The sequence below is a fragment of the Paradesertivirga mongoliensis genome, assembly GCF_024436395.1.
Taxonomy (GTDB): domain Bacteria; phylum Bacteroidota; class Bacteroidia; order Sphingobacteriales; family Sphingobacteriaceae; genus Paradesertivirga; species Paradesertivirga mongoliensis.
On sequence record NZ_JAFMZO010000004.1, the window covers coordinates 524,601 to 537,744 of the forward strand.

General features: G+C 44.7%; 10 protein-coding genes. 2 read left to right on the top strand and 8 right to left on the bottom strand.

Annotated features, from left to right (window positions below):
- Nucleotides 1–29: 29 nt before the first annotated feature.
- A complete protein-coding gene (locus tag J3P43_RS17840) occupies nucleotides 30–1,415 on the top strand; it encodes an MBL fold metallo-hydrolase (protein ID WP_255904979.1) in 1,386 nt (461 codons plus the stop codon).
- A 9-nt stretch (nucleotides 1,416–1,424) separates the two neighbouring features.
- Here the strand turns inward: J3P43_RS17840 and J3P43_RS17845 are convergent, their stop codons facing one another.
- A complete protein-coding gene (locus J3P43_RS17845; protein ID WP_255904981.1) occupies nucleotides 1,425–1,865 on the bottom strand; it encodes a response regulator in 441 nt (146 codons plus the stop codon).
- A 176-nt stretch (nucleotides 1,866–2,041) separates the two neighbouring features.
- Here J3P43_RS17845 and J3P43_RS17850 point away from each other — a divergent pair, with 176 nt between their 5' ends.
- Nucleotides 2,042–2,332: a hypothetical protein gene (locus J3P43_RS17850; RefSeq protein WP_255904983.1), complete on the top strand. Its 291-nt coding sequence runs from the start codon at nucleotides 2,042–2,044 to the stop codon at nucleotides 2,330–2,332.
- Nucleotides 2,333–2,403: 71 nt separating this feature from the next.
- On the opposite strand, the gene J3P43_RS17855 is transcribed toward J3P43_RS17850, so the two are convergent.
- From J3P43_RS17855 to J3P43_RS17885, 7 genes are all read right to left on the bottom strand, one after another.
- Nucleotides 2,404–4,701 carry a DUF5703 domain-containing protein gene (locus tag J3P43_RS17855; RefSeq protein ID WP_255904985.1) on the bottom strand — a complete coding sequence of 766 codons (2,298 nt, stop codon included), beginning with the start codon at nucleotides 4,699–4,701 and terminating at the stop codon, nucleotides 2,404–2,406.
- Between the two features lie 59 nt (nucleotides 4,702–4,760).
- Nucleotides 4,761–6,182: a sialate O-acetylesterase gene (locus J3P43_RS17860; RefSeq protein WP_255904987.1), complete on the bottom strand. Its 1,422-nt coding sequence runs from the start codon at nucleotides 6,180–6,182 to the stop codon at nucleotides 4,761–4,763.
- A gap of 6 nt (nucleotides 6,183–6,188) precedes the next feature.
- Complete coding sequence (locus tag J3P43_RS17865) at nucleotides 6,189–7,529, bottom strand: bile acid:sodium symporter family protein (protein ID WP_255904989.1); 1,341 nt, start codon at nucleotides 7,527–7,529, stop codon at nucleotides 6,189–6,191.
- Nucleotides 7,530–7,533: 4 nt separating this feature from the next.
- Nucleotides 7,534–8,199 carry an aspartate/glutamate racemase family protein gene (locus J3P43_RS17870; protein WP_255904991.1) on the bottom strand — a complete coding sequence of 222 codons (666 nt, stop codon included), beginning with the start codon at nucleotides 8,197–8,199 and terminating at the stop codon, nucleotides 7,534–7,536.
- 39 nt (nucleotides 8,200–8,238) lie between these two features.
- On the bottom strand, nucleotides 8,239–9,630 hold the full coding sequence (locus J3P43_RS17875) for a four-carbon acid sugar kinase family protein (protein WP_255904993.1): 1,392 nt from the start codon (nucleotides 9,628–9,630) through the stop codon (nucleotides 8,239–8,241).
- Nucleotides 9,630–10,874, bottom strand: a complete 1,245-nt coding sequence (locus J3P43_RS17880) for a ribulose-bisphosphate carboxylase large subunit family protein (protein ID WP_255904995.1) — start codon at nucleotides 10,872–10,874, stop codon at nucleotides 9,630–9,632. Before J3P43_RS17880 ends, J3P43_RS17875 begins: the two co-directional genes overlap by 1 nt.
- A 63-nt stretch (nucleotides 10,875–10,937) precedes the next feature.
- The gene (locus J3P43_RS17885; RefSeq protein WP_255904997.1) at nucleotides 10,938–12,968 is read right to left on the bottom strand and encodes an aceric acid hydrolase; all 2,031 of its coding nucleotides are present in this window, start codon (nucleotides 12,966–12,968) and stop codon (nucleotides 10,938–10,940) included.
- Nucleotides 12,969–13,144: the final 176 nt, after the last annotated feature.

A 13,144-nucleotide genomic window follows, 5' to 3' on the forward strand; every position in this document is an offset into this window, starting at 1 on the left:
TAGGACGACTTATTCCCAAAACTTTACGGATGAAACTAACGATATGGGGTGCTGCACAACAGGTTACTGGCAGCATGCATCTTCTGGAAACAGAGCATTATAAAATCCTTATTGATTGCGGTCTGGATTATGAGCGTGAAACCAGATTAGAAGAAAATGAATATTTTCCTTTTAATCCAGGTGAGATTGACGTAGTTATTTTAACTCATGCCCATATAGACCATTCGGGGAACCTGCCTACTTTAATCAGGGCTGGCTTTGAAGGTCAGGTGATATGCACCTCTCCTACAGCCGAGCTGGCTGAACTCTTGCTGCTTGACTCTGTGAATATTTTTGAGAGCAAGCAAAAGAAAAGGAGGAGATCTAAGAAGTTCAGTTCTGGCCCAAGCCCTTTGTTCCTCCAGAAGCATGTGATGGAGACAGCCGAGCGCTTTGTTACTATCGGGTTTAACAAGCCTTTTAAGTTAAGTGGAGAAATATCGGTTGAGCTTATTCCGGCGGGTCATTTGCTGGGCGCTGCCTCCGTGATTATTACAGTGATTGAACATGGACTTGAGCGTAGAATTGCCTTTAGTGGCGATATAGGCAGGGAAAATTATCCCGTACTGGTTGATCCGCAAAAGCTACCCCAGGTAGATTATTTGGTATGCGAATCTACTTACGGTGGGCGGTACCATTCTAAAGATAAAAGCATTGAACAGGTTTTGGTTGAAGAGATTGAGAATGCCTGTATCAAAACACCGGGGCGCCTGATAATCCCTGCATTTAGCATTGGCCGCACCCAGGCTTTAGTCTATACCCTCAATAAAATATTTACGGATGGCCTGCTTCCAAGGGTTAAAATTTTTGTGGATAGCCCGCTGGCTAACTATGCGACCGAGATTTACCGTAAATACCTTAGCCACCTTAATGAAGATGCACGCGACTTCTACCAGAAGGCGGGTGATGGATTTGAATTCGAAAACCTGTTCTATGTGCAGGATATGAAAGAAAGTCGCGAACTGTCTAACTACCTGGAACCTTGCGTCATTGTATCTTCCGCCGGGATGCTCGAGGGAGGACGTATACAAGATCATTTATACTATAACATATCTAATTATTACTGCACCATACTTTTTATTGGTTACAGCGCTAAGGGAACCTTGGGGCACCGACTTTTAAGGGGCGATCCGTATGTTCATATCCGCGACAGAGAACTGGCAGTATATGCGACCATTAAAAGGACGGATGTATTGAGCGGACATGGTGATCATGAGGATTTAGTAAAGTTTGTAGAGAGTCAGGACCGTTCGACTTTGAAGCGGCTTTTCCTGGTTCATGGAGAAGTTGAAAGCATGAATTCTTTAGCCGCAGATCTTTACGAAAGAGGTTATAAAGTAACTATCCCCGAAAAGGGAGCTCCTTTTGAACTGTAAAATAATTAGTTATTGGAAAAAATTCGCGCTGGAATACTTTGAATATCTGTTTGCAGTAATGAAAGACGAATTAAGTATATCCTCAAGCATGGCCTCTGTAAAAGGCTTAGAAAAAATCCCTTTCACACAATTAAATCTGGCCGCTTTCTCTTTAATTTCAGCGTGAATTAAAGAGGTCAGAATGATCACGTCGACCGGCCGCTCCAGGTTTTGTCCGATGGTTTCAAAAAGCTCGAGAAATCCCCAGCCTGAGACAAGAGGCATATCGAGATCTAATAAAATAAGGTCGGGTAGCGAATTTAGACGATTGTTCTTTAGTACATAACAAAAAGCATCAGAAGCTTCTAAAAATGCATGACACTCGATTTGATGGGAAGAATGCCTCGCAACCATCTCCACAATGCTATTATGGACTGGATCGTCATCGATGATAAGTAAATTTAAAGGCATAACAACAAAGATCTAGATTCCCTGAATATAGTACAAAAAGCGCGTCTTAAAGTTTTAAAGCCATGTAAATGAGATGTTACAATCTATTATAAAGGTGTTTTCCTTACCACGCTGCATGCTGCTTTTTAAAACAATTGATAAAAGGGGGTGTTGGCACTATAGAAAATTTAAACACTATGGATAAGATAAAGAAATTCGATTTGATGGAGAAGATTGTCCATGAATTAGAAGATTTGAAAAACAGTCAGACGGCTGTGATAAAAAAATTAGGAAAAATAGAGGTCGATAATATCGAGTTAGGCGATAAACGATTAGACAAAGACCTGCCGGAAATGCACCAGTTAGTTTCGGATAATCTCGACACTATTACTGGTATTCTGGAATATTTCGCCGAACAGACAGATAATTATAGTGACAAAAATAATATCTCGGCTCTGAAAGAACAGGAGATTATTGATAAGTTATAATATCAAATTTTAAGCGAAGTCCTTGAATAGGCTTCTTTTTTAAAGTCCAGATTTGTAAATGAATCTGGACTTTATTGTACCACGTCATTCAACCTGCTTGCAGGAGAAACCCGCAAAAATTCCAGCTTACCATCTTTCAACTTCGCCTCTACCGTTGTTTGATACGGCGCATGCAGTTTAAAGTGCACATCTTTGTCTTTTGGCCAGGCCGGGAACAGGTAAATTTTTCTACCGTCAGCCTGCATCAGCATTTCCTGCAAACCTATCATGCCGGATCCTCCCCAGTTATGATCCGGTGTCCAGTCGAAACCAGGCCCCCAGAAAGCTGGATATCTGCGACCGGAATCTTTTAGTTTTCCAGAAGTTAGCTGCCATGCATCATCTGTTAAGCCTAGTCTGGCGGCGAAGATATTGTCCTGCCTCCAACCGATGTGACTGCGGGACTTGAGCAAATCTGCATCATATTTGAAGGTGTTAATTGCGGTATCAAGTCCAGGTTTGCCTAAACCGTAAATTCCCCATGGAAATACAGGATACAGCTGAGGGCTTTCTGTATGGTTGACACGCTCCCACAGTTTCGCCGGTGCAATGGTTGGCTTACCATTAAAGGCTCTGAAGCTAATAGGAGGAATACGACTGAGCATGGCTTGCCATTCTTTTCGCTTTTCTTCCGAAAGATAAGATTCCGGAAGCTCAAGCAACCGGCTCAGAACCGCCCTCAGCCCGGCTACGGTCGAGCTCGCATTATAGGTCATTTTATATGTCTCGGCAGCCGAGCCCGGATACAGAATCAAATGTCCATTACCATCGAAAACTTTGCTGCCCCGTTGTTTAGCTAAATACTGGTAATGCTCGTTGAAAAAGGTGAGACAACTTTCAATAAATGGGATATGCTCCTTTATGTTTTCACCCGCATAACGCTCCGTTTCCATCATCATTAAGCAAAACTCGAGTACGGTATCCCACTGGTATTCAAGCCAGGCGTTATATTGCATTCCCTTGTCATAATCGGCGGGACGCTTCCATCCGTATTCTGCTGGATTTGGCAGTCCGAAATTTTCCAGTTGCTCGGTAAAGCTCGCTCCCTTATGATTCCAATATACCTGACTCCGTAATTCAGCATTTTTCAGCATCTGCTGGTATACTCTGAACTGAGGTTTCATCAGGTCGAAGTCGCCGCTTTTAAGCATTGGCCAGTAAACAAGCCGTTGATTTTGTGCGGTGTGGGTCCCTCCTCCCCAGTTTCGGAAATCGGGCGTAAATTTTAGCGTACTATCTGTAAAGGATGGGTCATAAGTGAATAATCCTCCATTGAATTTGGTGGGATAGTTGCCGAAAGGATTGCAACCCAGCATGTAACGCATTAGCTGATAGTTCCGGCCCACCTGCCATGCAAGGGGATCCTTGGCGGGAACGTCGCTATTGATGTGGATAAAGCTCCGTTTCCAGTATTCGTTCCACCACTGCTGTGATCTGCGGGCAGCCTGTTTTTGATTTTTTGTGGCTTCGCTAATTGTGCGTTGTAAGCCAGCATTCCAAACCTCCGTCGACGGCGTGTGCTGAGTATGAAGCACAATATTTAACTTGTGGTTTTTAGATGGAACCTTGCTCCTGATCGTAAAGCCGTTATAATCCGTATCGATATATCGTCCCCGGGTATTTCCTGCCTGAACGAAATTATGTCCCAGAAGCGCTCCTCCAAAAATGAGATCTTTAAGTGGATTAAACAGCTGATCTTTCACCGCATCCATCCCCTGTTGTTTAGCAGTTACATCAAAAACAGTGAATGGCTTATTCTGGTGAAAGAACTGAACTCCGGAGTTTGTAAAGCTTATCTGATCCTTAAAAGTCTTAGCTTCTCCCTGTGGCGCCCACTTATAGGAATTTTGGTTGTTTTCTTTTCCTTTAAGCAGCCGGTCTTCGGTACGCCAGCTTTCATAGCTCGCGGTGGCCGACAGCGCCTGGTTGCTGTTTATTTCGACGTGGACTACAGGCAGGAAAACATCCACCCAAAGTTTAACCTGCGTCGACTGCTTGTTTTTCGTTCCAGTAATGGTGATGTATCCATCGTTTAGATGAAGTTCTTGTTTAAACGATGTGCCGCCTTCAAATGGATTCGGCGATAAAGTGAGCCTTACTCTTCCAAGTTTAAGGAGGCTGTTGTTTTCATCAAAGGTGCCCGAGCGGGCGATATAAAATAGGATTTCGTTGTTTTCCGTCCATACGTTGAGGCCGATATTTCCTCCGCCAAGAGGCATCGATTCGGAGGAGTTTTTGGATTGAGTTAGCCATACCGGATTGTAGGAGCTGAGTTGTGCCTGGGTTATTAAGCTTATAAAAAGCAGCAATATAAGGACGTGTATTTTCAATTTCTTCTATTTGGTTTGTATTCTGTTTGAGCACTGGTCTTGCACCTAGTAAAGGCCTCTTACCAATCATCCGTCCTAAACGAACTTGCCGGCAAGCCTTCGGTGTTGAATAAATCACCGACTATAAAGTCTTTAAACGCATACCGCACCGCTACCGGTTCTTTCACCATGGGCGAAGAAACTGAAACCGAACTACCGTTTATCGTCGCCTTGGCAGGATAGAACGTTTTATTTGCGCCGGCAATCTCAAATGTATTAAGCTCTTTTCCAAAAGCTGTGAGTCCATTTCCAGCATTCTCAAAGCTGATGGTTGCAACGCTGCCGCCAACTGACATAGACTTGTACAGAGGGCTGGCAGAGCCAAATCCGTTCAGGCCGTAAATATTTGCTAAAGCCAGCAGTGCCAGCCGCTTGCCTCCGGCTTCTTTGTTTGCCGGATGAATCTGATTTTCCTCGCCAATATCAAGGACAACAGCCATAGCAGAGTTCGGTATTCTTGTTAAAGACTTGCGCTGTGCATCGCGTAAATACGCAGAATTAAACTTTCCACCATAATTAAATGGTGGCAGCTGGGCATAATTGTAAGGCGCAATCTGAACATAATAGAACGGAAAATCCCCTTGTTTCCATAATGAACGCCATTCTTTTACCATAGCGGGAAACATCTCCTCATATCTGTCTGGACGCTCATAGTTTGATTCTCCCTGATAGAAGATCGCGCCTTTTATACCGTAACCGGATATTGGATATAACATCCCGTTAAACAACGTTGTGGGAGTGCGGCTTACCGCTTTGATCGGGTCCTCTTTAGCAGGAACTTTTACTTCGGGAAAAGCCTTGAGATTTTCCGGAGACATCCAGGCCTCTACATACGATCCGCTGTAACTTACGTTGATCAAGCCAACCGGCACATCCAGCATCTCGTTCAATAATCGTCCAAAATAATAAGCTGTAGCACTAAAATTTGCAACCGACTCGGGTTCTGCTACCTTCCATGCAGATGGTTTGCTGTTTTGCTGCAATTCGGTAACTGATGAACGAGGAACGGTATATACAAGAATCTGTTTATTCCTGGATTTTAATATCGCATCGTTTGAACCTAAAATGGGCTGACCCTTGAAACCTTTCATGGGCATTTCCATGTTCGACTGCCCTCCGCAGATCCAGACCTCACCTATTAAGACATTTTTTAATTTAACAGCTTTTCCATCGCTGATGCTTAGCTCATAAGGCCCGCCAGCAGATGGGGTAACCACTCTCACTATCCATTTCCCCGAATTATCGGCTTTCGCTGAATAATTTCTGCCGTTCCAGGATGTACTTACCCGCACGTTCTTACCGGCTGTACTCCAACCCCAGATTGGAACCTGAGATTTCTGCTGGAGCACCATATTATCCGTAAAGATGGAAGCAAGTTTAACTTCTGCATGTGCAAAAAGTGCAATAAACAGGCAAAGATGGAGTGTTAATATTTTCTTCATTATAAATTATAAGGTTGCTTTTGGAGTTGCTATCGCATCGTTTTCGCTTAATTCTTCCTTGTTGAGAGCAGCTTGCTCTTCATTGATTACCTGCTTTCTCCAATAGTTTGCCAGGATAGAACCCGATATATTCATCCATGGACTGAATACAGCCGCTGCCAGGCCTACTGTTCCGAGTTTGCCCATAGAACCCGCCAAACCGGAAGCCATGCCGCCGTTTTGCAGGCCAACTTCAAACGCAATGGTACGTGCAGAATTTCTATTTAAACCGAAAGCGCGGCTGAGCCAGTATCCGAGAAAGTATCCGGCTGCGTTATGTATCACTGCTGCGAGAAATAAGATCAGTCCAACATTTAACAAATTATCCCGCCCGGCAGCGGTAGTAACCGTAGTGAAATAAACAATGCCGAACATGGAGAGATAAGGCATAAAACTATCCAGTTTTGGCAATGATCTGGACAGCAGGTGATAGCCGAGTCCTACGAGCACAGCGCCGGCAAAAAAACTAAAAATTTCTACAGATTGAAGTACATTTTCTGCAAGGTTGTTGCTAAGATAAGTCCAAACACCAAAAGGAAGCGCCAATAGCCACAGAGCTGAGATACCAGAGATAAGCCTGACAATATTCCAGCCCCAAGGAGACGCAGTTTTAAGATAATCATGCAGCAAAGCCGCCCCGATTGGAACAATCACAATTTTGATAATCTCCATCATCATGTTAAGGAACTTTACTTCTATCAACGTGCCGGCAAACATACGCATCATAAATGGAGTCATAATGGGCGCAATGAGTGTGGCTATCGCGGTCACTGTAACCGATAAAGGTAAATTTCCACGTGCAATATATGTCATTACATTCGAGGCCAGTCCGCTTGAGCAAGCACCGATAAGGACAACGCCTGCAGCCACTTCAGGTTCAAAATCAAAAACTTTTGTGAGCAGGAAACCGACCGTAGGCATGATCGAGAACTGGCATAAAAGTCCTATCAGGACGCCTTTTCCGGAGCTAGCCAGGCCTGTAAAATCCTTTAATGCCATCTGGATACCCATACCGAACATTACCAATTGAACAACAAGCAGGATGAGCCATTTATTTCTCAGATCGAAACTCCCCCAGTTGAGAAAAGCAGAAGGATAAATCATCCCCGCGACAACGGCCGTAATGATCCATGCCGTATACTGATAGTTTTCAAGAAGTGGAATAATGTCTATGCCGATTGATGCGCTTACTGCAAAGGCAAGGGCGGCAGGTTGCCACAATTGTGGATTTTGGGTTACAAGGCCAATAATTAGAATTAGCAGAGAAATAGCGCTTAATCCGAGGCAAAGTTTGCGAACGTTTCTCATACGATCATTCTTTAGTTAAATCGGCAATATGTTTTACGGCCAAGCCAGGACTGGCAAGAATGGGCACTCTCTTATCCGCCTCCGGCAGTGTATCCACTACCCTGGCCATTGATGCCTGGGCCAGAACTATCACATCAACTTCGGCCGACAGCTCGATTAATGCTTTTGCAACCATGCTGTCGTGTTTATCTGTATCGCCACTCATTAAAGCTTCAAAGGCACCTTCACACAAACGCGAGGTCAACGCGATTTGCTTACCGGCAGCCACTGCACGGCGACGCACTAAATCGCTGGTTGGTTCCAGCGTGGTAGGTAACGTTGCTATCACTCCAATTCTACTTCCGGTCTGAACTGCAATATCTGCCATTGGCTGGTCTACACGCAAAACAGGAACGTTCGTTAGAGCTGCGGAAGCCTCAACAGCAGAGCCGATGGATGAGCAAGTTACCATGATGAGGTCGGCGCCCGCTGCTTCGGCAGAACCAACGTAATCAACCACCCGGCGGGCCGTGTTATTGGTCAGCTCGTTTTTAGAGATCACGTCTTTAATCAAACTATCATCGACGATATTGAAGACATTTACTCCAGGTAGGTAATCAGCGCAAAGCTTTTGAAATACCGGAACCAGAGTTGCGGAGGTGTGGACAAGGCCTAATGTTTTTATTTTCATATATTATTGTTTTAGCCACGAAGGCACAAAGTCTTAGTGTTATAATTTACTGTTAATCGTTCCCCTTACCATTTCAAAATAATCTTCCTTCCCTACCTGTCCGCCTTTAAAATTCACTTCCAGTCCGTCTATTGAAGATCCAGGCGCATAAGCCTTACATAGAGGAGATCCGGGCGAAAGCGGTGCTATCATTTCTACTGCTTCGATGCCCATTGCTCTCGCCGCATGACTTGAGGTGTCCCCACCGGCTATTATTATTCTCCTTAGGGATGTTTTTTCGGCCACTTGTCTGGCTATTATGCCCAGGACAGTTCCATACAACATGGAGGTTTCGGTTTTTGCGATACCTCGCGATTCAAGTATCTGGTCAGACGCCCGTACCCGGATATCATCGTTTCCACGGCTGGTGTGCAGAATTACATCCGATTTATTTTCGATATACCGAATCGCCTGAGCAACATATTCTTCGATTAAGGGGTTTGAAATTCCTTCTCGCGCCAGCTTTTCAGTATCAATCACAATCTCCTCAAATCCATGGTTTATCGCGTATGCAATCTGCCCCGATGTTACCGGGGAACAGCTGCCCGAAGCAATCAAAACCGGACCTGCATCTTCCAGGTCATTCCAAACCGGCGCCAGTTGTGTTACTCCGCTAGTTTGCCAATAAGCAGCCAATGCCATCTCAACCCCTGATGAACCTACAGAGAACAAGCTTTCATCGTCTTCGGCATTTTCATCCATTAGTGCACCTATTAAAGCCAGCTGTTGCTGATACAAAGCATCAAATAAGATAATCTCATCACCAGATTCAACAAGCTCGCGAATTTGCTGCCGGGTCTCTTCAAGAGGTTTTTCTATTTGTAGAATATCGATAAGTCCGACTCTTCTCTTTGTCTGCTTCGCCAAATGAAGGCGTAAATCGCTTTCGTCGGCAGGTGTTGTGGGATGTTTACTCATTGAGGGATGGCGGTCGAGCCGGTAAATACTACCCTCACTTCCGATTCCCATTTTCGCAAAGAGATTTCCAAAAACGCAATGTCTGCCCAAAACAGGTGCAGCTACAAGCAGAGGGATAAATTCTGAACCGAAAATTTCTGCTCCCAGGTCTATGGCTTTTCCAATGCTTCCTATTGTTGGAGAAGAGTCGAATGTTGAACAAACTTTATAATGAATATGACGGGGATTTAACGCCCTCAAAGTAGTAAAAGCGGGCTGAAGTTCCTTCTCCATGGCTTCTGGCGGCATTGCACGCGTCATCCCCGCAACTCCGATTGCCTGTAATCCTGGATATCGCTCTAATTGCTCTTTAGTTGGTGGTTCAATAAACAACACAGTTTTTATACCGGCACGACTTAAGAATTCCAGAGCATCGGTTGAGCCCGTAAAATCATCGCCATAAAAAGCCATAAAAAGCCTGTTGTTGTTTCCCATTATTTTGAATCAAATTTTTCTACTGATTTCCCGAACTCCGGATATTTAAGAGCAGCCTGTTCAATTGATAATCCATCAACCGCAGCCTCCCAAGCCTGGTGTAAAGCTCTTACACCACCGGCCGGACCCATCGGGTGAGCCATAATTCCACCGCCAGCCATATAAAGCAAGTCGACAGTCTTAGTACGTCGATAGGTCTCCGGAGCTTGTCCGCCCCACTGGCCGGACGATACTACCGGAAGTACTGTTGTTCCGTTTAAGATCGGCTTCAGACAGGCTTCAATTGAGCGCACGACTGAATCGTCCGACTCCCAAAATTTATTTTGGATGCCATTGACATGGATCTGATCCACACCAGCCAGGCGCCACAGCTTTTGATATGCCGGAAACTCAATTCCCAGCAGAGGGTGGCGGTTCATCATTCCCCAGCCGTTGCGATGGCCGTGTATGGCGAGTTCCCCTATCTCGCAAATTTTCCTGGTTGCAGAAATGCCTACGCTATTTAGACTTATCATTGCGCAAGTCCCTCCATTTCTTACAATCTTTTGGTAATTGCGCTTCATTTCGTCAATTTCATCACTGATATTGAACGCATACATCACTTTCTTGCCTGTTTTATCAGCGTGATCGTTAATCACCCGCATTACCGCATCCACCCTTTTGTCGAATGGAGAATTAGCCGACGAACCCAACAGTTCATCGTCCTTGATAAAATCAATGCCAGCTTCAACAAGAGTTTTCACCAGCTCCGCAGTTTGCTCGGGTGTCATCCCAATACTGGGCTTGATGATAGTTCCGATAAGCGGCCGGTTGTAGACATCAGTCAGCTTTCGACACCCTTCAATCCCGAACTTAGGACCTTTAAACTGTTCCGAATACAAGTCAGGAAGCTCAATATCCATTAACTTCAAGCCTGTGAATTGTGTTAATTCATACAAATTTCCCTGTAAAGTCGAAATCATAACCGGAAGATTATATCCAAAGTTCTCTATCGACCAGGAAACTTCAATCATTGCCCGTTGATATTTCCCGGTCTTAGAGGTTGCACCGGGAATGGCAGGCTCCGTAACCGTTTCCAAAGGCGCTATCGATTCTACCCTGGCAGCGAAACGACTCTTTAATTCTGCGGTTTCACCCGGCACCTCAACGAAAGTACCCGACGATTGTTCGCCCGCAAGAACCTGAGCTGCCTTTTCGAGCTCATATGGAGTTTCAATGTAATATTTAGCAGTTATTCTTTGCATTTAAGGTGAAAGCTAAAAGGTTAAAGCTAAAAGCTAAGCGTACAGTTATTCACAATTGTCATATTATCTGCTAAGCGGTAACCAAACAGACATTTCCGAATGGCCACGGTTTCCCCAGGCAAAATAAGGCACTAAACGAATTTTAGCCGTCTGATTTTTATCCGACACTTCACGATACAGTACATTCGTCCAGTCTTTTGGCTCCACCATCTTCGCTTCTCCTTCAAGACTCATAACATCTGCACCATCAATTTTTAATGAGTGTGGTTTAAGGTCAATGCTCGATGGGACAAATACATTAAATATATTTTGATTCGGCATGTCGACAGACTCAAGGCAATATACTATCGGGCCGCGTTTTACAGCCACCTGGTTGCGGTTTTCTTCCACCAAAGGATTAGCCTCAACAAGCTTGGCTTCCATTGGCAGAATTAACTCTACCACATCACCTTTTTTCCATTTACGGTTCACTTCAGCGTATTCGCCTGAAGTTAATTTCACGTCAGCGGCTTTTCCGTTGATTAAAAGCTGAGCATTATCTGTCCATCCCGGAACACGGAAGAAAATAGAATGTGATTTAGAACCGGCTTCTTTAAGCGTCAGCTTAATGTTTCCATCCCAGGGATAGTTTGTTTCCTGAGCTAAGCTGATTTTTGAACCGTCTTTCAGTTTTGTTGACACGTTATTGCTTCCGTATAGATTCAGCCACAAACCTTTATCTGATACGCTATACGCATAATTCGCTACCTCTGCAATGGTGCGAACCACATTCGGAGGGCAGCAATTTGATAAACCAATATATTCCACCCGATCTTTCGACCAGCGTTGTTGAAAAGGCAAGTCGTCTGAAAAGGCAAGCGGGTTTGTGTAAAGGAATTTTTTTCCGTCGATGCTGATTCCCGATAAGACGCTATTATGAAGTGCCAGTTCAATTACATCCGCGTATTTAGCATCACCGGTTATCTGAAGCATGCGCCAGTTGAAAAGCACGTTGCCAATATTGGCGCAAGTTTCATTATGTGCTGTAAAGTTTGGCAACTGATAATCGCGACCAAAAGCCTGGTGAATCTTTTGAACAACCGATGGGTTATAAGATGTTCCATCTGGCGATACTCCATCATAAAGAGAGCCGCATCCACCGGTGATATACATTTTGCGCTTAGTCATATCGTCCCACATCAAATTCAGGGTACTGATCAGCGTTTTGTCGCCAGTTTCGGCATAAACATCAGCAGCACCAGCCCAAAGATAATTGGCCCTTACGGCATGTCCCATAGCTTTTGTCTGCTCACGGAACGGAATTCTGTCCTGGTTGTCATCAGTACCATCGTCGATCTTACCTTTTATGTCGATTAACTTCTGAGCCAGTTCCAAATATCTTGGCTCGCGGGTAGTGCGGTACATTTCGATGGTGCCCATATAATGTGATGGGCAGATTGCATTACGCGCCAAAGTCGGAGATGCCTGTTTATAAAAATTATACAGGTAGTCCGCTGCCTTTTTAGCCACATTAAGCAGCGAAGTTTTTCCGGTAGCCCGGTAATGAACGCAGGCGGCAGTCATTAAATGCCCTATGTTATAAGCCTCGAAACTCAATCGGTCCTGAAATTGATTTTTCGAACCTGTTTTACGTTGTTCTATCATCGCCTTGGTGTAGATATAACCATCCTCCCGCTGCGATTTAGCAATTACGGCGATGGCTTTATCCATCATCTCATCCAATTTTCTATCCCGGCTAACGGCATAAACACTGGCTACAGCTTCAAGAGTTTTGTAGTAATCACCGTCGTGAAATGAAGGACCTTTGTGGCTGCCTGTGTCGAGTCCTGCAGCAATTTCAAAGTTTTTAAAAGCATGACTAATCTTGGCATCGTTGTAGATCTTCCACATATTAGGCACCATAGTTTCCTGGGCAACCCTGAAACGGTCGGCCCAGAAGCCCGTAGTCCAGTTGACGTCGTTCATGTTTAAACTTTGCAGCTTAGCATGCGGACTTCTAGAGGTGTTAACCAGGCTTTTATCCTGCGCCGAGCCACTCAGCACAAAGCCCGAAAGAATTAGGGCTAGCGTTCCTTTTGCAATTTTCCGGTTCATCTTCATCGTTTTTATTTCTTATGATGGTGTTGCCATCGGGTTAATATTTTAAAAAGCAGATGCAGTGCTGCTATTTTCCTTTCTTCCTGCTGTACGCTGCAAGTCCTCTCCCGATAAAAGATCGGGATGCGGGCTTTCCGCTTCCATCAGGTTTAGCTTGCAAAGCAGGAACTTTG